This window comes from Saccharibacillus brassicae, from assembly GCF_006542275.1.
GTDB lineage: Bacteria > Bacillota > Bacilli > Paenibacillales > Paenibacillaceae > Saccharibacillus > Saccharibacillus brassicae.
Window position 1 is genome coordinate 1,816,488 of the sequence record NZ_CP041217.1, and the last position, 21,705, is coordinate 1,838,192.

General features: G+C 55.7%; 22 protein-coding genes and 1 other annotated feature. All 22 genes read right to left on the reverse strand.

Annotated elements, in window-relative coordinates; translation table 11 throughout:
• Window positions 1–49: 49 nt before the first annotated feature.
• Window positions 50–520 carry a 30S ribosomal protein S7 gene (gene rpsG / locus FFV09_RS07720; RefSeq protein ID WP_141447293.1) on the reverse strand — a complete coding sequence of 157 codons (471 nt, stop codon included), beginning with the start codon at window positions 518–520 and terminating at the stop codon, window positions 50–52.
• 46 nt (window positions 521–566) lie between these two features.
• Window positions 567–989 (reverse strand): 30S ribosomal protein S12, encoded by a 423-nt coding sequence (gene rpsL, locus FFV09_RS07725; RefSeq protein WP_026293957.1) that lies wholly within the window; start codon window positions 987–989, stop codon window positions 567–569.
• A 160-nt stretch (window positions 990–1,149) separates the two neighbouring features.
• Complete coding sequence (locus FFV09_RS07730; protein ID WP_141447294.1) at window positions 1,150–1,398, reverse strand: ribosomal L7Ae/L30e/S12e/Gadd45 family protein; 249 nt, start codon at window positions 1,396–1,398, stop codon at window positions 1,150–1,152.
• 152 nt (window positions 1,399–1,550) lie between these two features.
• The gene (gene rpoC, locus FFV09_RS07735) at window positions 1,551–5,165 is read right to left on the reverse strand and encodes a DNA-directed RNA polymerase subunit beta' (protein WP_141447295.1); all 3,615 of its coding nucleotides are present in this window, start codon (window positions 5,163–5,165) and stop codon (window positions 1,551–1,553) included.
• 40 nt (window positions 5,166–5,205) lie between these two features.
• Window positions 5,206–8,757, reverse strand: coding sequence for a DNA-directed RNA polymerase subunit beta (gene rpoB / locus FFV09_RS07740; protein WP_141447296.1), 3,552 nt, complete (start codon window positions 8,755–8,757; stop codon window positions 5,206–5,208).
• A gap of 448 nt (window positions 8,758–9,205) precedes the next feature.
• The gene (locus FFV09_RS07745; RefSeq protein WP_170314961.1) at window positions 9,206–9,805 is read right to left on the reverse strand and encodes a class I SAM-dependent methyltransferase; all 600 of its coding nucleotides are present in this window, start codon (window positions 9,803–9,805) and stop codon (window positions 9,206–9,208) included.
• A 165-nt stretch (window positions 9,806–9,970) separates the two neighbouring features.
• Window positions 9,971–10,330, reverse strand: a complete 360-nt coding sequence (gene rplL, locus FFV09_RS07750; RefSeq protein WP_141447298.1) for a 50S ribosomal protein L7/L12 — start codon at window positions 10,328–10,330, stop codon at window positions 9,971–9,973.
• An 89-nt stretch (window positions 10,331–10,419) separates the two neighbouring features.
• The gene (gene rplJ / locus FFV09_RS07755; protein WP_141447299.1) at window positions 10,420–10,926 is read right to left on the reverse strand and encodes a 50S ribosomal protein L10; all 507 of its coding nucleotides are present in this window, start codon (window positions 10,924–10,926) and stop codon (window positions 10,420–10,422) included.
• A 104-nt stretch (window positions 10,927–11,030) separates the two neighbouring features.
• Window positions 11,031–11,162 (reverse strand) — a sequence feature (ribosomal protein L10 leader region).
• Window positions 11,163–11,236: 74 nt separating this feature from the next.
• Window positions 11,237–11,929 carry a 50S ribosomal protein L1 gene (gene rplA / locus FFV09_RS07760; RefSeq protein ID WP_141447300.1) on the reverse strand — a complete coding sequence of 231 codons (693 nt, stop codon included), beginning with the start codon at window positions 11,927–11,929 and terminating at the stop codon, window positions 11,237–11,239.
• A 90-nt stretch (window positions 11,930–12,019) separates the two neighbouring features.
• Window positions 12,020–12,445, reverse strand: coding sequence for a 50S ribosomal protein L11 (gene rplK, locus FFV09_RS07765; RefSeq protein ID WP_018978381.1), 426 nt, complete (start codon window positions 12,443–12,445; stop codon window positions 12,020–12,022).
• A 24-nt stretch (window positions 12,446–12,469) separates the two neighbouring features.
• Window positions 12,470–13,003 carry a transcription termination/antitermination protein NusG gene (gene nusG / locus FFV09_RS07770; protein WP_141447301.1) on the reverse strand — a complete coding sequence of 178 codons (534 nt, stop codon included), beginning with the start codon at window positions 13,001–13,003 and terminating at the stop codon, window positions 12,470–12,472.
• A 24-nt stretch (window positions 13,004–13,027) separates the two neighbouring features.
• On the reverse strand, window positions 13,028–13,219 hold the full coding sequence (gene secE, locus FFV09_RS07775; RefSeq protein WP_026293958.1) for a preprotein translocase subunit SecE: 192 nt from the start codon (window positions 13,217–13,219) through the stop codon (window positions 13,028–13,030).
• A 21-nt stretch (window positions 13,220–13,240) separates the two neighbouring features.
• The gene (gene rpmG / locus FFV09_RS07780; RefSeq protein WP_087801972.1) at window positions 13,241–13,390 is read right to left on the reverse strand and encodes a 50S ribosomal protein L33; all 150 of its coding nucleotides are present in this window, start codon (window positions 13,388–13,390) and stop codon (window positions 13,241–13,243) included.
• Window positions 13,391–13,623: 233 nt separating this feature from the next.
• Entirely contained in the window at window positions 13,624–14,271 is a 648-nt protein-coding gene (sigH, locus tag FFV09_RS07785; protein ID WP_141447302.1) for an RNA polymerase sporulation sigma factor SigH, read from the reverse strand.
• Between the two features lie 181 nt (window positions 14,272–14,452).
• The gene (locus tag FFV09_RS07790; RefSeq protein WP_141447303.1) at window positions 14,453–14,974 is read right to left on the reverse strand and encodes an NYN domain-containing protein; all 522 of its coding nucleotides are present in this window, start codon (window positions 14,972–14,974) and stop codon (window positions 14,453–14,455) included.
• 9 nt (window positions 14,975–14,983) lie between these two features.
• A complete protein-coding gene (rlmB, locus tag FFV09_RS07795; protein ID WP_141447304.1) occupies window positions 14,984–15,730 on the reverse strand; it encodes a 23S rRNA (guanosine(2251)-2'-O)-methyltransferase RlmB in 747 nt (248 codons plus the stop codon).
• Between the two features lie 55 nt (window positions 15,731–15,785).
• Window positions 15,786–16,355 carry a Mini-ribonuclease 3 gene (locus tag FFV09_RS07800; RefSeq protein ID WP_141447305.1) on the reverse strand — a complete coding sequence of 190 codons (570 nt, stop codon included), beginning with the start codon at window positions 16,353–16,355 and terminating at the stop codon, window positions 15,786–15,788.
• 1 nt (window position 16,356) lies between these two features.
• A complete protein-coding gene (gene cysS / locus FFV09_RS07805; RefSeq protein ID WP_141447306.1) occupies window positions 16,357–17,760 on the reverse strand; it encodes a cysteine--tRNA ligase in 1,404 nt (467 codons plus the stop codon).
• Window positions 17,761–17,791: 31 nt separating this feature from the next.
• On the reverse strand, window positions 17,792–18,469 hold the full coding sequence (gene cysE, locus FFV09_RS07810) for a serine O-acetyltransferase (protein ID WP_141447307.1): 678 nt from the start codon (window positions 18,467–18,469) through the stop codon (window positions 17,792–17,794).
• Between the two features lie 415 nt (window positions 18,470–18,884).
• On the reverse strand, window positions 18,885–20,342 hold the full coding sequence (gltX, locus tag FFV09_RS07815; RefSeq protein WP_141447308.1) for a glutamate--tRNA ligase: 1,458 nt from the start codon (window positions 20,340–20,342) through the stop codon (window positions 18,885–18,887).
• Window positions 20,343–20,377: 35 nt separating this feature from the next.
• A complete protein-coding gene (gene ispF / locus FFV09_RS07820; RefSeq protein WP_141450385.1) occupies window positions 20,378–20,866 on the reverse strand; it encodes a 2-C-methyl-D-erythritol 2,4-cyclodiphosphate synthase in 489 nt (162 codons plus the stop codon).
• The gene (ispD, locus tag FFV09_RS07825; RefSeq protein WP_141447309.1) at window positions 20,866–21,564 is read right to left on the reverse strand and encodes a 2-C-methyl-D-erythritol 4-phosphate cytidylyltransferase; all 699 of its coding nucleotides are present in this window, start codon (window positions 21,562–21,564) and stop codon (window positions 20,866–20,868) included. Before ispD ends, ispF begins: the two co-directional genes overlap by 1 nt.
• Window positions 21,565–21,705 lie beyond the last annotated feature (141 nt).

The window sequence follows — 21,705 nt, forward strand, 5'->3', positions numbered from 1 at the left end:
GAATGGGATTCTCCCTTCAAAATTCTGTTTTGGGTGCTAAGCCGAAATCCTACCAGCGGTAGTGAGCAAACGCTTTGTTCGCTTCAGCCATTTTGTGCGTGTCTTCGCGTTTCTTCACGGATGCGCCTGTGTTGTTCGATGCATCGATGATTTCAGCCGCCAAACGCTCTTCCATCGTCTTCTCACCGCGGTTACGGGAGTAGTTGACGAGCCAACGGAGACCGAGAGCCGTCCGTCTTTCTGGCTTGACTTCGATCGGCACTTGGTAGTTTGCACCGCCTACACGGCGTGCTTTAACTTCGAGAACAGGCATGATGTTCTTGATTGCAGCTTCAAAAACTTCCATCGGGTCGTTGCCCGTACGTTCTTGAATCAATTTGAACGAGTTATAAAGGATGTTTTGAGCTACACCGCGTTTACCGTCGACCATAATGCGGTTGATCAGACGAGTAACCAGTTTGCTGCTGTACAGCGGATCCGGCAGTACGTCTCTTTTTGTAACGGGACCTTTGCGTGGCATGGATATCCCCCTTTCTCTTATAGTTGAACGCCCTTAGGCGCTCAAATTAGTTTTTCTTTTCTTTTGGACGCTTAGCGCCGTATTTCGAACGGGCTTGCATACGTCCGTTTACGCCTGCAGTATCAAGAGCACCGCGAACGATATGGTAACGTACACCCGCCAAGTCCTTTACGCGACCTCCGCGAACCAGCACGACGCTGTGTTCTTGCAGGTTGTGTCCAATACCCGGAATGTAAGCAGTCACCTCGATACGGTTCGTCAGACGAACACGGGCATACTTACGAAGCGCGGAGTTTGGTTTACGTGGAGTCATTGTACCTACACGAGTGCAGACACCGCGTTTTTGCGGGGCGCTCAGGTTTGTTTCTTCACGTTTGAGTGCGTTGAAACCCTTTTGCAGAGCTGGGGATTTCGACTTCACGACTTTCGCTTGACGTCCTTTACGGACGAGTTGGTTAATTGTTGGCATTTTCATTGCCACCCCCTTCCCATATTGGTAAACATCCTTGTTATGAACCGTTCCCTCAAGTCCACAGACCCAGGTGGTTCATAAAAGAACAAATGAAAGTTTTTGTCTCAGACGCTTGACGCTTCTGAAACAAAAACATCCTCACACAGTTATAACGTTCTCACTTCAGAATCGCAACCATCGCCGCTCCGACTTCGATTCCGCAGGCTTTTCCGAGCTCTCGCATCGTCTCCACCTCGGTGATCTTCACATCGGACTTGCCGCACAGCGATGTGATCTTCGCGATCATCCGCTGGTCTGCGTCCATGGCTACATAAACTTCGGAAGCTTGCCCAAGTTCGACTGCTCGCACAGTCTGCTTGGTACCGATTTTGACATGAGCATCCTGAAGTCCTTTATCATTAGACATTCGGCATATCCTCCAAAAGACAGGATGAGTAGTACCTGCTCACGCACCTTTGCTATATTAGCACCTGGGAGCGCGTTGTGTCAAGCAAAGAATACGGAGTTTCAGGAAAGATTGCTCTTTCCCTCCACTCCGATTCCGGATCCCGCACGACCTTATTCGGTCGTAACGGGCTCCAGCGTCGCTTCTCCGCTTGCTGCGCCTTCCGGATCTTCGAAACGCACATTGCGGTAACGGCTCATGCCGGTACCGGCAGGAATCAGCTTACCGATCAACACGTTTTCTTTGAGGCCGAGCAGCTGATCGACTTTGCCTTTGATCGCGGCGTCGGTAAGCACTCTCGTCGTTTCCTGGAACGATGCGGCCGACAGGAAGGAATCGGTCTCCAGGGACGCTTTGGTGATACCGAGCAGGATCGGTTTGGCTACAGCCGGATCTTTGCCGTTCAACATCGCTTCTTTGTTCGCCTTTTCGTACTCGTGGATTTCCACGAACGATCCCGGCAGCAGCGTCGTTTCGCCTGCGTCGACGATGCGGATTTTGCGCAGCATCTGACGAATCATGACTTCGACGTGCTTGTCGTTGATTTCTACGCCCTGGTTCCGGTATACGCGCTGAACTTCCTGAAGGATATAGTTCTGCACGCCGCGGATGCCTTTGATGCGCAGCATTTCTTTCGGGTCGATCGAACCGTCCGTCAGCTCGTCTCCGGCTTCCACGGCCATGCCTTCGCGTACGCGCAGACGGGAACCGTAGGTAACCAAATACGTTTTGCTTTCGGCTTCGCCCTGAATTTCGATCTCGCGACGGTCTTTCGCTTCGCGGATCTCTTTCACGACGCCGTCAATCTCACTGATCGTGGCCTGACCTTTAGGGTTACGGGCCTCGAACAGCTCCTGGATACGCGGCAGACCCTGCGTGATGTCGTCGCCGGCAACGCCGCCGGTGTGGAACGTACGCATGGTGAGCTGGGTTCCCGGCTCGCCGATCGATTGAGCGGCGATGATGCCGACCGCTTCGCCGATTTCGACGTGTTTACCCGTAGCAAGGTTCCGTCCGTAGCACTTTTTGCAGACGCCGTGACGTGCGCGGCAGCTCAGTACGGAACGGATTTGCAGTTTCTCCACGCCCGCTTTGATGATTTCTTCCGCTTTGTCGGAAGTAATCAGTTCGTTGCGGGTCGCGATGATTTCGTTCGTTTGCGGATGGCGTACCGTCTCGAAGCAGTAACGACCTTCGATCCGGTCGTACAGGTCTTCGATGACTTCCTTGCCGTCCTGGATACGGCTTACGCTGAAGCCTTTATCCGTGCCGCAGTCGTCTTCGCGCACGATAACGTCCTGGGCTACGTCGACCAGACGACGGGTCAGGTAACCCGAGTCGGCGGTACGAAGCGCGGTATCGGCCAGACCTTTACGCGCGCCGTGCGTAGACAGGAAGTATTCGAGGACCGTAAGGCCTTCGCGGAAGTTCGACTTGATCGGGAGCTCGATGATCCGACCCGACGGGTTGGCCATCAGGCCGCGCATGCCGCCCAGCTGGGTGATCTGCGATTTGTTGCCCCGGGCTTTGGAATCGACCATGAGCATGATGGAATTGTAACGGTCCATCGATTTCATCAGAATGTCACTGATTTGATCTTTGGCATGCGACCAGATCTCGATAACCCGGTCGTACCGTTCTTCATTGGTAATCAGGCCGCGGCGGTACTGGTTCGTAATGACCGCGACTTTCTTGTCCGACTCTTCCATCAGCGCTTTTTTCTCCGGCGGTACAACGACGTCGGAAACGGCTACGGTTACGCCCGAACGAGTCGAGTACGTAAAGCCGAGCTGTTTGATTTCGTCGAGGATCATCGAAGTTTGAGTCGTCTGGTAGACCTCGAAGCAGCGTCCGATGATTTCGCCCAGATACTCTTTGCCGATGCCCTTCGTTTGCGGAGCGTTCATGATGCGGTCGGTAACGTTCTCCCCTTTTTCATAGATGAAGAAGTCTTCGGCCACGCCGTCGAACAGGTTCGCGCGGGTAGCGTCGTTGATATACGGGAAGCTTGCCGGGAAAATCTCGTTGAAAATAATCCGGCCGATCGTCGTAATCAGCATCGCGCCTTGCTGTTTGTCGGTGAAGCTTGTTTTATTGAGAGCTTTGACCGGAATCGCCACGCGGGCGTGGAGTTCGGCCGTGCCGCGCTGGTAAGCGGACACCGCTTCGTTGATGTTACGCAAAATCATGCCTGCGCCCATGGCCTGGTTGTTGTCCATCGTCAGGTAATACGTTCCGAGGACCATATCCTGCGAAGGGGTAACGACAGGTTTGCCGTCTTTCGGGTTCAGGATGTTACCGGACGCCAGCATAAGAATGCGGGCTTCGGCCTGCGCTTCCGCGGACAGCGGAACGTGCACGGCCATCTGGTCGCCGTCGAAGTCGGCGTTGTAAGCCGTACATACGAGCGGGTGAAGGCGAATCGCTTTGCCTTCGACCAGAATCGGTTCGAATGCCTGGATACCGAGACGGTGAAGCGTAGGGGCACGGTTCAACAGAACCGGATGCTCCTTGATGACTTCTTCAAGCACGTCCCACACTTCGGCGCTTACGCGTTCGACTTTGCGCTTCGCACTCTTGATGTTGTGGGCCAGACCTTTGTTGACAAGCTCTTTCATAACGAAAGGCTTGAACAGCTCCAGTGCCATTTCCTTCGGAAGACCGCATTGGTACATCTTCAGGTTAGGACCTACGACGATAACGGAACGGCCGGAATAGTCGACCCGTTTACCGAGCAAGTTCTGACGGAAACGGCCTTGTTTACCTTTGAGCATATGGCTGAGGGATTTGAGCGGACGGTTACCCGGGCCTGTGACCGGACGGCCGCGACGGCCGTTGTCGATCAGGGCGTCTACCGCTTCCTGCAGCATGCGTTTTTCGTTCTGTACGATAATGTCCGGAGCGCCCAGATCAAGCAGTCTTTTCAGACGGTTGTTCCGGTTGATGACGCGGCGGTACAGATCGTTAAGGTCGGAGGTCGCGAAGCGGCCGCCGTCCAATTGGACCATCGGGCGAAGTTCCGGCGGAATGACCGGAAGCACGTCGAGGATCATCCAGTCCGGGTTGTTACCCGAGCTCTTGAACGCTTCGATGACTTCCAGACGTTTGATCGCACGGCTTCTGCGTTGTCCCTGAGTCGTACGGAGCTCCTCCTTGAGGAACTCCAGCTCTTTGTCGACATCCATGTCCTGAAGCAGCTTTTTGACCGCTTCGGCGCCCATGCCGGCATGGAATCCGTAGCCGTATTTTTCACGGTAGCTGCGGTATTCCTTTTCGGACAGGAGCTGCTTTCTTTCAAGCGGCGTTTCGCCCGGATCGGTGACGACATACGAAGCGAAGTAAATGACTTCTTCGAGCGAGCGCGGCGACATATCCAGTGCCAGGCCCATACGGCTCGGAATCCCTTTGAAGTACCAGATGTGGGAAACCGGAGCGGCGAGCTCGATATGGCCCATCCGCTCGCGGCGTACTTTCGCACGGGTAACTTCAACGCCGCAGCGATCGCAGACGACGCCTTTATAGCGTACCCGTTTGTACTTGCCGCAATGGCACTCCCAGTCTTTGGTCGGTCCGAAGATCTTTTCGCAGAAAAGACCTTCTTTCTCCGGTTTGAGCGTACGATAGTTGATCGTTTCCGGCTTCTTCACTTCGCCGCGGGACCAAGAACGAATCTTGTCCGGCGAAGCGAGCCCGATCTTGATAAACTCGAAGTTGTTTACATCCAACAAGGAGCAACCCTCCCTATATCCGGTTCCTGATTTTTAAACATTATTGTTCTGCGGTGACTTCCGAACCTTCAAGATTGAGGCCCAGTTTGTCGCCGCCGGTCGGTTCTTCCTCGTCGTCCAGTTCTTTCATTTCGATCTCCTGCTCGTCTTCGCCAAGGATTTTGACGTCCATGCCCAAGCTCTGCAGTTCCTTGATCAAAACCTTGAACGCTTCCGGTACGCCAGGTTCCGGAACGTTCTCGCCCTTGACGATGGATTCGTACGTTTTCACGCGGCCGACCACGTCATCGGACTTGACCGTCAGAATTTCCTGCAGCGTGTATGCCGCGCCGTAGGCTTCCAGTGCCCATACTTCCATTTCCCCGAAACGCTGTCCGCCGAACTGTGCTTTACCGCCCAGAGGCTGCTGCGTAACGAGCGAGTAAGGACCCGTGGAACGGGCGTGGATTTTGTCGTCGACCATGTGCGCCAGCTTGATCATGTGCATGACGCCAACCGTAACTTCGCGCTCGAAGCGTTCGCCGGTACGGCCGTCGTACAGAATCGTTTTGCCGTTGCGCTGCATGCCGGCTTCTTCCATCGTATCGAATACGTCGTATTCGTTCGCTCCGTCGAATACCGGAGTGGCTACGTGGATACCGAGACGCTGCGCGGCCATGCCGAGGTGGACTTCCAAAATCTGTCCGATATTCATCCGCGAAGGTACGCCCAGCGGGTTCAGTACGATCTGAACCGGCGTGCCGTCCGGCAGGAACGGCATATCTTCTTCAGGCATGATACGCGATACGACACCTTTGTTACCGTGACGTCCCGCCATCTTGTCGCCCTGGGAGATTTTCCGTTTCTGCGCGATGTAGACGCGTACGAGCTGGTTAACGCCCGGAGGCAGCTCGTCCCCGTTTTCGCGGGTAAAGACTTTGACGTCCACGACAATACCGTCCGTACCGTGAGGCACTCTCAGGGAAGTGTCGCGCACTTCGCGTGCTTTTTCGCCGAAGATCGCGTGCAGCAGGCGTTCTTCCGCCGTCAGCTCCGTTACGCCTTTCGGCGTTACTTTGCCCACGAGGATATCGCCGGCAGCGATTTCCGCGCCGATGCGGATAATGCCGCGATCGTCGAGGTTCTTCAGCGCTTCTTCGCCGACATTCGGGATGTCGCGCGTAATTTCTTCCGGTCCGAGCTTCGTGTCGCGCGCGTCGGATTCGTATTCCTCGATATGGATCGAAGTGTATACGTCTTCCTTGACGAGCTTCTCGCTCAGCAGGATGGCATCCTCGTAGTTGTAACCTTCCCAAGTCATGAAGGCTACGACAACGTTGCGGCCCAAAGCCAATTCGCCCATTTCGGTCGAAGGACCGTCCGCCAGGATATCGCCTTTTCGCACAACGTCACCCGCACGAACGATCGGCCGCTGGTTGATGCATGTGCCTTGGTTCGAACGCATGAATTTGTGTAATTTATAAGTGACCAAGTCGCCTTTGACTTCCTGGCCGTCCACATTCTCAACGCGGCGCAGCGTAATTTCGCTGGCGGTCGAACGTTCGATGTAGCCGTCATGCTTGGCTACGATACATACGCCCGAATCTTTGGCCGACTTGTGTTCCATGCCGGTACCGACGAGCGGTGCCTTCGGAATCAACAGAGGAACGGCCTGACGCTGCATGTTCGATCCCATCAGTGCGCGGTTGGAGTCATCGTTCTCAAGGAACGGGATGAGCGCCGTCGCGACGGATACGACCTGTTTCGGCGAAACGTCCATGTAGTCGACGCGATCGCTCGGCATCGGCAGGATGTTGTCGGCCTGTTTGTTGTAACGGACGATAACCATGTCGTCGGCGAAGGAGTCGTCTTCGGTCAGCTGGGCGTTAGCCTGGGCAACCACGTAGTTGTCTTCTTCGTCTGCGGTCAGGTAATCGATCGTTTCCGTGACTTTGTTCGTCTTCGGATCGACGCGGCGGTAAGGCGCTTCGATGAAGCCGTACTCGTTGATCCGCGCGAACGTGGACAAGGAGTTGATCAGACCGATGTTCGGTCCTTCCGGCGTCTCGATCGGACACATCCGGCCGTAGTGGCTGGCGTGAACGTCTCGAACTTCGAAGCCCGCGCGTTCGCGGGTCAGACCGCCGGGTCCGAGAGCGGACAGACGGCGTTTGTGCGTCAGTTCGGCCAGAGGGTTCGTCTGGTCCATGAACTGGGAGAGCTGCGAACTACCGAAGAACTCCTTGATCGACGCGATGACCGGACGTATGTTGATCAGCGCCTGAGGCGTGATCACGTTCGCGTCCTGAATCGACATCCGTTCGCGCACAACGCGTTCCATCCGGGACAAACCGATCCGGAACTGGTTCTGCAGCAGCTCGCCTACGGAACGCAGACGGCGGTTGCCGAGGTGATCGATATCGTCGGTATCGCCGATGCCGTGCAGCAGGTCGATGAAGTAGCTGATCGAAGCGATGATGTCGGCCGGCGTAATGTTCTTGACGCCTTTGTCGATCAGACCGTTGGCAATGACTTTAACGACTTTGCCGTCTTCGATCGGCGAGAACACTTCGATAGACTGCATCGGAATGTCGTTGGCGTCGAGAACGCCGCCTGCGACATGATACGTCTTCACGCTGTGCTCGCTTTCCAGGTAAGGCAGGATCTCGTCGAGCAGTCGACGGTCTACCATCTGGCCGGCTTCCGCGATGATCTCGCCCGTTACGGTGTCGATCAGCGTTTCTGCCAGTTTTTGATTGAACAAGCGGTTTTTGATATGAAGCTTCTTGTTCATTTTGTAGCGGCCAACGCTTGCCAGATCGTATCTCTTCGGGTCGAAGAAACGTGCGATCAGCAGGCTTCTCGCGTTGTCCAGCGTAGGCGGTTCGCCCGGACGCAGACGCTCGTAGATCTCGATCAGGGCTTTCTCCGTCGAGTCCGTGTTGTCTTTGTCGAGGGTGTTGCGGATATACTCGTCGTTGCCGAGCAGATCCAGAATTTCGGCATCGCTGCCGAAACCGAGCGCACGGAGCAGTACCGTAACCGGAATTTTCCGGGTGCGGTCGATCCGGACGTAGATGATGTCTTTGGCATCGGTCTCGAGTTCGAGCCATGCGCCGCGGTTCGGGATGACAGTCGCGCTGTATGTTTTCTTTCCGTTTTTGTCCACTTTATTATTGAAGTAGACGCTTGGAGAGCGAACCAACTGACTGACAATAACCCGTTCCGCACCGTTTATGATAAACGTACCGGTTTCGGTCATCAGCGGGAAGTCGCCCATAAATACTTCCTGCTCTTTGACTTCGCCCGTTTCTTTGTTAATCAGGCGGACTTTCACACGAAGCGGCGCCGCGTACGTTACGTCACGCTCTTTGGCATCGTCTGTCGTGTATTTCGGTTCTCCAAGACTGTAATCGATAAATTCCAGAATGAGATTACCGGTGAAGTCCTGAATCGGCGAAATGTCATGAAACATTTCCCGCAGGCCTTCCTCAAGAAACCATTCGTAAGATTTCTGCTGAATCTCGATCAGATTCGGAACTTCGAGCACCTCATGAATTCGCGAATAACTCCGCCGAGTGCGTCGACCATATTGAACAAGATGTCCCGTCAACTATACTCACCCCTCAATGTCTACTCAACTTTAGGCACTTTTGGATGAAAAATGCCGAGTTTAAAAATTCCATTGCGACCCCTACTTTGAATCACGTATAATGAGTTCAAAAGAGTCGCGACCCATACATGCAGAAAAGCCCTTATCGAGTTTATTCGAAAAAAGAGCGTCGCATGAACGGATCAAAATAAATCGAAGCTGGAATTGAAACGTCGCTGGATATCTTTCACGATGTCTTCAGAAATGCCGTTGTACGCGCAAAGCCCTATCAAAATAGGAAGCCCCAAACAAAACCGCGCTTCTTTGCTGTTTTGCGGAGCCGCTTGAAATTTTGATATGCTAAAGCCACGTAGGGCATTCTATACTGACATTTTATAACTATAACACGGCCTTTCGGACCGGTCAAGCCCTTCTCCGCGTTTTTCGCAAAAGAATGTTCGACCTTCGCTTAACTTCCTTTGACCGCTTTGTAGATGCGATAACCTTTGTCTTTCGTTACTTCCTCCACCCGGTCGAACAGAGTGTCCAGTTTGGCTTTCGCCGACGGAGCTCCCTGCTTTTTCTGAATGACGATCCATAACGCGCCGTTCGGATTCAAACATCCGTAAGCCTGGTCGAACAACCGGTGAACGGTCTCTTTGCCGGCTCGAATCGGCGGATTGCTGATAATGACGTCGAAACTCTGCTGCGATACCGCTTCAAGCAGATCGCTCTGCATGGCCTTGGCCTGTGCAATGCCGTTGGCCGCGGCGTTCTCGCCCGCGAGTTCGACCGCTCTTTCGTTGACGTCCAGCATCGTAATGCTTGAAGCGCCCATGATTCCCGCTGCGATTCCGATCGGACCGTACCCGCAGCCTACGTCCAACACCGAAGCTCCCGCGGGAAAATCCAGGGCATCGATCAGCACGCGGCTTCCGTAGTCCAGACCGCTTTTGGAAAAGACACCGGCATCCGTCACGAGTCGCACTTTCTTGCCGCGCAGTTCGACTTCGACCGTTTTGCGGTCATGCGCTGCGGAAGGACGATTGGAATAATAATGATCCGACACAGTTTCAACCCCTTTGCCGTTGATCGGAGATCCGCCTGCCATTCCGAAATAAAGAAACGAAGCAAAGCCGGCTTATTTCGGGATTGGCATGAAATACGAGAACAGACCCCCGAAGCAGGATAACTTCGAGGGTCTGCCCTGTGTAATGCTCGTTTGAAAAAGAAATTACTTAACTTCTACGGAAGCGCCTGCTTCAGCAAGTTTAGCTTGTACTGTTTCGGCTTCTTCTTTGCTTACTTTTTCTTTGATTGCTTTTGGAGCGTTGTCTACAACTTCTTTTGCTTCTTTCAGGCCGAGACCTGTGATTTCGCGAACCGCTTTGATAACGTTGATCTTCGAAGCGCCAGCGCTTGTCAGGATAACGTCGAATTCAGTTTGCTCAGCTTCAACAGCTGCTGCGCCGCCTGCTGCTGCTACTGGAGCTGCTGCAGTTACGCCGAATTCTTCTTCGATTGCTTTAACCAGGTCGTTCAGTTCCAGTACAGTCATGCCTTTGATGGCTTCAAGAATTTGCTCGTTACTCATGAGTGAACCTCCATTTGGGTATGTGGGATCAGCCGGTTAAGGCTGTCGATTGTAATACGGGATGAAGCTTGTGCGATGCAAAAAGCTTATTACGCGGATTGCTGTTCGTCTTTGTCCGCAACGGCTTTGACTGCCAGTGCGAAGTTGCGCACCGGAGCTTGAAGCACGCTGAGGAGCATGGACAGCAAACCTTCGCGGGAAGGCAGGGAAGCCAGAGCTTTGAGTTCTTCGGCTCCTACTACGCGACCTTCTACAACTCCACCTTTAAGTTCCAGAGCGTCATTCGTTTTCGCGAAGTCGTTCAGGATTTTGGCTGGAGTCACAACGTCTTCCGTTCCGAACGCGATCGCGGTAGGTCCTGTAAGGACTCCTTCGAGCTCGCTCAGTTCGGCAGCCGCAGCCGCACGGCGAACCAGCGAGTTTTTCAGAACCTGAAACTCGATGCCCGCTTCGCGAAGCTGTTTACGCAGCTCGGTAACTTGAGCAACGTTCAGACCACGATAGTCGACAACCACGGTCGATACGCTTTCGCGCAGTTTACCGGCGATTACGTCTACCGACTCTTGTTTGGATTGAATCAGTTTTGCGTTAGCCAAATCGTACACCTCCTGTTGAATTGGAGTGAAGCGCCGAACCGCCGCAGCGGACGATGCGGTCGCCTCCACTTTTGCCACATTCAAGTAAAACTTAACGTGCGGCGTATGCAATAAGAAAAGCCTCCGCAGAAGTACGAAGGCTTGACGAATCAGCAGAGCTGAAATTCTATCACACACCTCGGTAGGAAATTAAGCCCGAAAGCACCTACTGTCTACGGTAAGCATATTCAAATTTACCAGACCGTTACGGATAACGGAATGAAACAGCTTCTACAATGTATCGAAAATATCGACCGGAGTCAACACTTTTTTATTTGTAAGAAGTTGTGTTAACGCGAATGCTCGGTCCCATCGTTGCGGACATCGCTACGCCTCTCAGGTAAACGCCCTTGGCAGCAGCAGGTTTAGCGCGGTTGAGCGCCTCCATCAGTGCTTTCAGGTTCTCGTTCAACTGATCCTCACTGAACGACGCTTTGCCGATCGGTGCATGGATTTGGCCTGCTTTGTCCAGACGGTATTCGATTTTACCGGCTTTGATTTCTTGCACAGCCTTGGTAACGTCGAAAGTAACTGTACCTGCTTTAGGGTTAGGCATGAGGCCTTTACCGCCGAGCAGACGACCCAGTTTACCGACTTCGCTCATCATGTCAGGCGTTGCTACGCAGACGTCGAACTCGAACCAACCTTGTTGGATCTTGTTGATCATGTCCTGATCGCCTACGAAGTCAGCTCCGGCAGCTTCCGCTTCCTTCGCCTTATCGCCTTTTGCAAATACCAATACGCGCTGCGTTTTGCCTGTGCCGTGTGGCAGGACAACGACGCCGCGAACGGCTTGGTCTTGTTTACGTGGGTCTACGCCCAAACGCACTGCCGCTTCGACAGTTTCGTCGAATTTAGCTGTTGCCGTCTTTTTTACGAGACTTACAGCTTCGGCTGGTTCGTAAACTGTTTCGCTGTCGAACAGCTTAGCAGCTTCTACGTATTTTTTACCGTGTTTAGCCATTGTGTATTCCTCCTTTGTGGTGTTAGCGGGTTACCCTCCCACATATGCCGCACTGCCTTGGGGCTCGGCTTTGGAACGATAGTTCAAGAACTAGTCTTGGATCGTGATGCCCATGCTGCGGGCTGTACCTTCAACCATACGCATAGCGGACTCTACGCTCGCTGCGTTAAGGTCAGGCATTTTTTGTTCGGCGATTTGACGAACGGTATCGCGGTTAACGGTAGCCACTTTCTTCTTGTTCGGTTCGCCCGAACCCTTCTCGATCTTCGCAGCGACACGCAGCAGAACTGCAGCCGGCGGAGTTTTCGTGATGAAAGTGAAAGAACGGTCTTCAAATACGGAGATCTCGACCGGAATGATCAGACCTGCCTGGTCGGCTGTGCGAGCATTGAATTCTTTACAGAATGCCATGATGTTCACACCTGCTTGACCCAGTGCTGGACCTACTGGAGGCGCCGGGTTAGCTTTACCTGCAGGAATTTGAAGTTTCACCATTTTAATGACTTTCTTTGCCATTGAGAAACACCTCCTTGCGCTTAGTTAAATCTTCTCGACTTGCGTGTAATCCAATTCAAGCGGCGTTTCCCGCCCGAACATGTTGACGTGTACCTTGAGCTTGCTCTTCTCCAGCAGAATTTCTTCCACTGTTCCGACAAAGTTCGCAAAAGGCCCCACTTTGATGCGCACGGATTCCTTCAGATCGAATTCGATCTTCGGTTTCGGCTCGGACATGCCCATGTGCTTCAGAATTTGTTCTACCTCTTCCGGAAGCAGGGCTGTCGGCTTGGAACCGGAACCCGTCGAACCTACAAACCCGGTGACGCCCGGCGTGTTGCGAACAACGTACCAAGAATCATCGGTCTGGATCATTTCCACCAAGACATAACCCGGATAGACTTTACGCATGACGGTTTTTTTCTTGCCGTCTTTGTCGACTATTTCTTCTTCCATCGGAACAAGAACCCGGAAAATCTTGTCTTCCATGCCCATCGATTCTACGCGCTTTTCCAAATTGGCTTTGACTTTGTTCTCATACCCGGAATAGGTATGAACGACGTACCATCTTTTTTCCATATCAAGCCACCTACAGGCCCTTCCTTAAATTATCGCTTCAATCGCATAGGAGAGTCCAATGTCGATTACCCAAAAGAATACAGCCATCACAACAATCGTGCCCAAAACAACAAGCGTGTAATTGGTCAGTTCTTTGCGATTGGGCCAGCGAACCTTTTTAAGTTCAGCCCAGCTTTCGGAGAAAAAGGAAAACATAGACTTGAAGCTCTTTTTCACGCCGACGACACCTCCAACAAACTATCTGGTCTCACGATGAGGAGTTTGCGAGTTACAATACTTGCAATACTTCTTCATCTCCATGCGGTCAGGGTGATTACGTTTGTTCTTCATCGTTGTATAATTGCGCTGCTTGCACTGCGTGCATGCCAACGTGATAATAACCCGCATAGATGTACACCTCCCGAAGATATCCTTCAATCAAGAAGAACTCGTATTGAGCCTAAAATCATGATTTTAGGCCTACCTAAGACACTTTAGCATAGCCGGTATATACTGTCAACGAAAAAGCTTGAAAGGACAATGCTTTTCGTCCCCGCAAAAAAAGGCTCCGATCCCGGAGCCTTCCCTTTTCGCCCTCTGCCGGGCCGCCTTGCTGCCTATGTAGATCGCAAACGAACGCCTTATACCTGATCCCGAATTTCCAAATACCGTTCCAGCTTGCGCTTGACCCGCTGCAGCGCGTTGTCGATCGACTTCACGTGTCTCCGCAGGTCGACGGCGATCTCCTGATAGGAGCGCCCGTCCAGGTACAGCATAAGCACCTGCCGTTCGAGCTCGCTCAAAATCTCGGCCATCTTGTGTTCCAGTCCATTGAAGTCTTCCCGATTGATGATCAGTTCTTCCGGATCGCACACCTGGGATACGCAGATGACGTCGAGCAGCGTCCGGTCCGAGTCTTCTTCGTAAATCGGCTTGTCCAGCGACACGTACGAATTCAGCGGAATATGCTTCTGCCGGGTCGCCGTCTTGATCGCCGTAATGATCTGCCGCGTAATGCAAATCTCGGCGAACGCCTTGAAAGAAGCCAGCCTGTCGCCGCGAAAATCGCGAACCGCTTTGTACAGGCCGATCATGCCTTCCTGGATAATGTCTTCGCGGTCGGCTCCGATCAGGAAATAAGACCGGGCTTTTGCGCGCACGAAATTACGGTACTTGTTAATCAGATATTCCAGTGCCTCGCTATCTCCGGCACGAAACGCCTCCACGACTTCTTCGTCGCATTGGAAATCGTAAGGTGAAACTATGACGTCTTTGAGATCTACACTCACCAGCAATCCCTCCGGCCGCGGCGCAAGTTTCGAGCCTGTCGTAAAAGTTAGCCTCAGTATATATTATGTCACCTTCCAACGTCAACCGCGCGGCACCTAAAAGTGGGCGCGGATACCGGAAAATTCCTTTTTGCGTCACCGCTTGCAAAAAAACGCTTCCTTCCGCGCCGTGCCGCGATTTCTATTCGCGGCGCCAGCGTTCGAACAGCCGCAGCTGCTCGGGCGTCAGTTTGCCGTCAATCGTATTGCGGCTTTCGCTCCGCGCCTGTTCGGCGATCCGCTTGCTGATCTCGCGCTCGCTCTGCTCCACTTCGCTGAGCAGTTCGAGCGCCGGCATCCGCAGCGCGCCCTGCGCGAACGCGACGCTCTGCTCCACGAAGTCGCTCGTAGCCACGTACACGTCGCGCCGCTTTCTGCGAAACTGCCCGGCAAAGCGTTCCACCGCTTCGTCCGCGGTTTCCTTTTCCCGGGTAAAATACACTTCGACCCGTCCCTGCTCGAACGTCCGGCCTTTGCCCGGTACCCGGTAAGCGTCGAACACGGCGATGACGCGCCGCCCCGTGAAAGCCTGATAATCGGCCAAGCGTTCGAGCAGGCGGTCGCGCGCCTCATTCATGTCGATTTGCGACAGCGAAGCCAGGTCGGGCCAGGCTCCGATCATGTTGTAGCCGTCCACCAGAAGCACATCCCGCAAATCGGCCATCGTTACACGCTACTTTCTGCTGCCGCGCTGGCGCAGCACTTCGTACATGACGACGCCTGCGGCAACGGAAGCGTTCAGCGAATTGATTCGGCCCTGCATCGGCAGCTTGATCAGCACGTCGCATTTCTCCCGAATGAGACGGCCCATGCCTTCGCCTTCGTTGCCGATCACGATCGCGAGCGGTCCTTTGAAAATATCCGTGTCGTAGATCTCTCCTTCGGCCCGGACGTCGGTACCCGCGATCCAGACGCCCGACTCCTTGAGCTTCTCGATCGTCTGCACGAGGTTCGTCACCCGCGCGACCGGCACGTATTCCGCCGCGCCGGCACTCGTCTTGGACACCGTGACGTTGACCTGGGCCGACCGGCGCTTCGGAATGATGACGCCGTGCACGCCCGTGCAGTCGGCCGTACGCAGGATCGAACCGAGATTATGCGGATCTTCGATCTCGTCCAGAATGAGCAGGAACGGATCTTCGTCCTTGGCCGCCGCGGCGGCGAGCAGGTCTTCCACTTCCGCGTAGATATACGGCGCGGCCTGCGCGACGACGCCCTGGTGCTGGATGCCCGGCACGAGCGTGTCCAGCTTGCGCTTGTCGGCGGTCTGCACGACGACGCCGCGGCTTTTCGCTTCCGTCAGGATCGGCTGCATCTGCTTCTGCTGCGTGCCCTCCGCGATCCAGATCTTGTTGATGCTGCGTCCGGCTCTGAGCGCCTCGGCGACCGAGTGCTTGCCGGCAATCAATTCTTCTTCCATGCTGTCGTTCCCCTTCCGCCGGCGGCGTTCGGCCGCCGCTCTGTAAGATGATGTCTCATGTCTCTTCGGGCGGTTCTGTCGATTCCGGCATTCCCGGCGCTTCGGACCCGCCCGCCTCTCCGCCGGACGCCGATTCGATCTCCGGCGCAAGCCCCAGGCGGATCAGTTGTTCCAATCGGCCGGCCTGACCGCGGTAATACAAATACCCGGCCAGGCTTTCCAGCGCCGTCGCATGCCGGTAGTCGAGCGCGTCGGCATTTTTCGGAATGGAGCCCGACTTGGCGTTGCGGCCGCGGCGGACGATATCCGCTTCTTCTTCCGTCAATTCCCCTTCGATGCGAAACAGCATCCGGGCCTGCGCGCCGGCCGAGACCCATTTCGTCGCTTCGCGGTGCAGGTGGTGCGGACGCAGGTTCGTGTGCCCGATCAGATACTGCCGGATCGCGACCTCGAACACCGCGTCGCCGATATAGGCCAGCACGATCGGCGGCAGCAGTCCCGGCGCTTTGGACGGCGGGAAGCCGAACAGCAGGTCCGTCCGCTCCTCCGCACGGGCCGCTTGTTCCGGCAGTTCCCGTTCCGGCCCGCCCGTCTCCGCTCCGTCTTGTCTGTCGTGTCCGGTCATCTTATTTTCTCCGCCATCTCATGCCCTGCGGCGTGTCTTCCAGCGCGATGCCGCGTTCGGCCAGCAGGTCGCGGATTTCGTCGGAACGGCTCCAGTTTTTGGTCTTGCGGGCTTCGACGCGTTCGGCGATCAGCGCTTCGACCTCTTCGTCCAGCAGTTCGGCGCCCGGTTCGGCCGCCACGCGCAGCACGGCGTTCATCTTGGCGAATGCTTCAAGCAGCGCGTCCAGGTCGGCCTTGCGCGCCACTTCGCCGCGCAGCACGAGGTTGGCTTCGTTCACCCATTCGAACAGGGCGGTCACCGCATCCGGCGTGTTGAAATCGTCGTCCATTTTGGCGTAAAAATCGTTCAGCACGGCGTCCAGCTTGACGCGCAGCGTCGGCGTGACACCTCCGGAAGCGTCCGTGGCCGCTCCGAGGCGGTGATGTACGCCGGCGACGGCGTTCTCGATCCGCTCCACGCTGTTGAGCGCCTGCTGCATATTGTCCTGGCTGAAGTTGAGCGGGTTGCGGTAATGCGTCGAGAGGACGAAATAGCGCAGCGCTTCTTTTTTGTAACGGCCGCGCAGATCCTGCACCGTGATGCCGTTGCCGAGCGACTTGGACATTTTCTCGTTGTCGATATTGACGTAGCCGTTATGCATCCAGTAATTGGACAGCGGGTGGCCGGTCAGGCATTCGGATTGGGCGATCTCGCATTCGTGGTGCGGGAACTGGAGATCCTGTCCGCCGCCGTGAATATCGAGCGTATCGCCCAGATAACGACGGGCCATCGCCGAGCATTCGATATGCCAGCCCGGACGTCCCGGTCCCCACGGGCTTTCCCAGAAAATCTCGCCCGGCTTTACGCCTTTCCAGAGCACGAAGTCTTCCTGGTTTTCTTTGCGCGCGTCGACTTCGATCCGGATGCCGAACTGCAGCTGGTCGAGGTTCTGGCGCGACAGCTTGCCGTATTCCTCGAAGCTGGACGTCCGGAAATACACGTCGCCGCCGCTCGGATAAGCATGGCCGGTCTCCACCAGTTCGCCGATAAAAGCGACGATGTCGTCCATGTTTTCCGTCACGCGGGGGTTCAGGGTCGCTTTTTCCACGCCGAGTCCTTCAAGGTCTTCGTAATACGCCGCGATAAATTTCTCCGCCACTTCCTGCACGGTCGTGTCCATCGCTTCCGCTTTGCGGATCAGTTTGTCGTCCACGTCGGTGAAGTTGACCACGTAATTGACCGCATAGCCCCGATCTTCCAAATAAGCGCGTACCACGTCGAAAAAGATGACGGGGCGCGCGTTGCCGATATGGATATAGTCGTATACGGTCGGACCGCACACGTACATGTTCACTTTATCCGGCTCCACCGGCACGAACTTTTCTTTTTCTCTCGTCATCGTATTGTAAATTTGCAGGGTCATTCCATTCACGTTCCTCTCTCGTTCTCGCTGCTTATTCCCGATTGTCTCCGCCTGCCGCGCGCGGACGTTCTTCGTACCCGCCGCGCCGCACCTGTTCCAGTTCCTGCTGCAGCTCCCCGATCTGGCGCCGAAGCTCGCAGATCGCGTCGTGCGAAGGGTCCGGCATCTGGTGGTTCAGCCGGTCGACCTTGCGCCCGTGCTGCCGGACGATCTGCCCCGGAATGCCCACGACCGTACTGTTCGGCGGCACTTCCTTGAGGACGACGGAATTCGAACCGATATTGCTCTGGTCGCCGATCGTGATGGAACCGAGCACTTTCGCGCCCGATCCGACCACGACGTTGTTGCCGATCGTCGGATGCCGCTTTCCTTTTTCTTTACCCGTGCCTCCGAGCGTGACGCCCTGATAGATGACCACGTCGTCGCCGATCTCGCACGTCTCGCCGATCACGACGCCCATGCCGTGGTCGATAAACAGGCGGCGTCCGATCGTCGCGCCCGGATGTATCTCGATTCCGGTAAAAAAGCGGCTGCCCTGCGACACGAATCTCGCCAGCGTGAACCGCCGCCACTTGTACAGCTTATGCGCTACCCGGTGCGCCCAAATCGCATGCAGGCCCGAGTAGGTGAACACGACTTCAAACATGCTTCTCGCCGCCGGATCGTTGTCGAATACCGCACGGATATCGGACTTGACCGATTTGAACATTACGCTTCCTCGCTTCCATTGCCCAAAATAAAAACGCCCCGGCAGCATTATGCTGCAGAGGCGTTAGACCGCGGTTCCACTCTGCTTGGACGGCCGTCGACCGGCGTCCATCTCGTTCAAAGCCCGTAACGGGGACCGGCCGGCGGACTCTAGACCGCGTCTTCGCAAAAAGACGGGCTTCGAATCCGCAGCTCCCAGGCGCATTTCGGTCTGCCGATTCCGGACGGTTCCCAGCCCGCGTCCTCTGCCTCTACGGGCAGGGAACGTTCGGCCGTCCTCTCTGGGGGATTCGGCGTACGACGTACTTCTCCTGTTCTTCGCTATAGAAATATTCGATTAAAGGCGTGATCGGATAGATGTTGTTTAGCCATTATAAACGAATCGCCGCGGTCTGACAATCGGAATCGTGCGGCGTTTAGGCCGTCTGCGCCTTCAGGCGCTCGATGACGCGTTCTTTGCCGAGCAGGTAGATCGTGCGGTTGAGGTCGCGTCCGTGCATCTGCCCGGTCAGCGCGACGCGGATCGGCATAAACAGCTGCTTGCCTTTGATGCCGTTCTCTTTTTGCACTTCCTTGATCAGCGCGGCCATGCGTTCCGGCGAGAACTCGTCGGACGCTTCGACTTTGGCCAGGAAAGCGCCCAGCGCCACCGGCGCTTTTTCGTCCGCCAGCACTTCGCGCTCTTCGTCGCCGAAGTGCACTTCGTCGCGGAAGAACATCTCGGACAGCGCCACGATGTCGGAAGCGGCGTTCATCTGTTCGCGGTACAGCTCGACCAGGCGTTCCGCCCAGTCCCGACGGTCGGCGTCAAGCTCGTCCGGCAGCAGCCCCGCTTTTTGCAGATGGGGAATGGCGAGGTCGGCGATCCGCTGCGCGTCCGCGTGTTTGATGTAATGATTGTCGATATGCGCCAGTTTGTTCGGATCGAACACGGCCGGGCTTTTGGACAGCCGCTTGGCGTCGAAGATCGAGATCAGCTGCTCGCGCGTGAAGATCTCTTCTTCGCCTTCCGGGGACCAGCCGAGCAGCGCGATGAAGTTGAACAGCGCTTCCGGCAGGTAACCGAGTTCTTCGTACTGCGAAATGAACTGGATGATCGACTCGTTGCGCTTGCTGAGCTTTTTGTGGTCGTCGCCCACGATCAGCGTCATATGGCCGAAGCGCGGCGGCTCGAAGCCCAGCGCTTCGTAGATCATGAGCTGGCGCGGCGTGTTGGAGATATGGTCTTCCCCGCGCAGCACGTGGCTGATCTTCATGAGGTGGTCGTCAAGCACGACGGCGAAGTTGTACGTCGGAATGCCGTCGCGCTTCACGATGACGAAGTCGCCCGTATCTTCGGTGGTAAAAGAAATCTCGCCTTTGACCATATCGTCGAACGTGTACGTCTTGTTCGCCGGCACGCGGAAACGTACGCTCGGCACGCGGCCTTCCGCCGCAAAAGCTTCGCGCTGCTCCGGTGTCAGATCGCGGTGCTTGCCGGAATAGCGGGGCGTTTCGCCCGCGGCCATCTGCTCTTCGCGTTCTTTTTCCAACTCTTCCTCGGTGCAGTAACACAAATAGGCCAGCCCTTTGTCGAGCAGCTCCTGCCAATATTTTTTGTAAATATCAAGCCGTTCGGTCTGGCGGTAAGGTCCGTATTCGCCGCCGACGTCGATGCTTTCGTCCCACTCGATGCCGAGCCATTTCATGTAGTTGAGCTGGCTTTCTTCGCCGCCCACAACGTTGCGCTTGACGTCCGTGTCTTCGATCCGCACGATGAACTTGCCGCCCTGGCTGCGCGCGAACAAATAATTGAACAGCGCCGTTCTGGCGTTGCCGATATGCAGATGGCCCGTAGGGCTCGGTGCGTAACGTACGCGTATTTCCTGAGTCATGATTGTGTGCCTCCCGTATCGTTTCTAAAACTCTTTCAAGATGATAGCATACCCTTCGTCAAGCAGACAACGGCCTGGGCCGCGATGCCTTCGCCCCGTCCGGCAAAACCGAGCCATTCGGTCGTGGTCGCCTTGACGTTGACCTGCGACTCGTCCGCGCCAAGCGCCCCGGCGATCACGGTGATCATTTGCGGAATATGCGGCGCCATTTTCGGCTGCTGCGCGATGATCGTCGCATCCACGTTGCCGAGAGAGTACCCGCGTTCTTCCGCCATTTTCCATACGTGTTCCAACAATTTCAGGCTGTCCGCGTCCTTGAATTCCGGATCGGTATCCGGAAAATGGCGGCCGATGTCGCCCAGCGCCAGCGCGCCCAGAATGGCGTCGCTGATCGTGTGCAGCAGCACGTCGGCGTCCGAATGCCCGAGCAGTCCTTTTTCATGCGGAATGGTCACGCCCCCGATAATGCACGGCCTGCCTTCCACCAACTGATGCACGTCGAATCCTTGTCCCACTCTGATCATCATGTTCTCTCCTTCGTTTCCGCCCGAAGCAAAAACTCCGCATAATCCAAATCTTCCGGCGTCGTAATCTTGATATTTGCGTAATCGCCCCGGGCCACGTTTACCGCGATGCCCTGACGTTCGACCAGCATCGAATCGTCGGTGCCGAGGAAGCCTTCGCCGGCCGCAAGCTCGTGCGCGCGCAGCAGTTCTTCCGTCCGGAACCCCTGCGGGGTCTGGATCGCCCACAGCAGGCTGCGGTCGGGCGTATCGACGATCCGGCTGCCGGCTTCGACGGTCTTGATCGTGTCCTTGACCGGCACGGCCAGTACGGCCGCCCCGCTGCGCCGCATCTCGTCGTAGCAGGCCGCGATGTCCCGCTCCCGGACGAACGGCCGCACGCCGTCGTGGACCATCACCCAGGGGAAGGACGCCGCCTTCAAGCCTTCGTACACGGAATGCTGACGCTCCGATCCGCCGGCCACGACCGTCTTCACGAGCGGACAGCCCGCTTCTTCGATATACCCGGCGCAGCGCTCGACGTCGGCGGTCCCGGTCACGACGATAATTTCCGCGGTCGCGCCGAATCGCCCGAACGCTTCGACCGATCGGAGAAACAGCGGACGTCCGCCCAGTTCAAGAAACTGCTTGCTTTCTTTGGTGCCCATGCGAGAACCGCGGCCGGCCGCGACCACGATCACGCTCAAGTTTCGTTCCATTTTCCCGCCCGCCTTTGTGCCCGTTTCGCTTTTTTCGCGTCTCTTTAGTATACCCCCGGGAGGGGGCGAAAACTACACGGCAGCCCCGAAAACGCCGATCCGAAAAAATCGCGGGCCTGCACGGCGAAAAAGCGCCTTCCC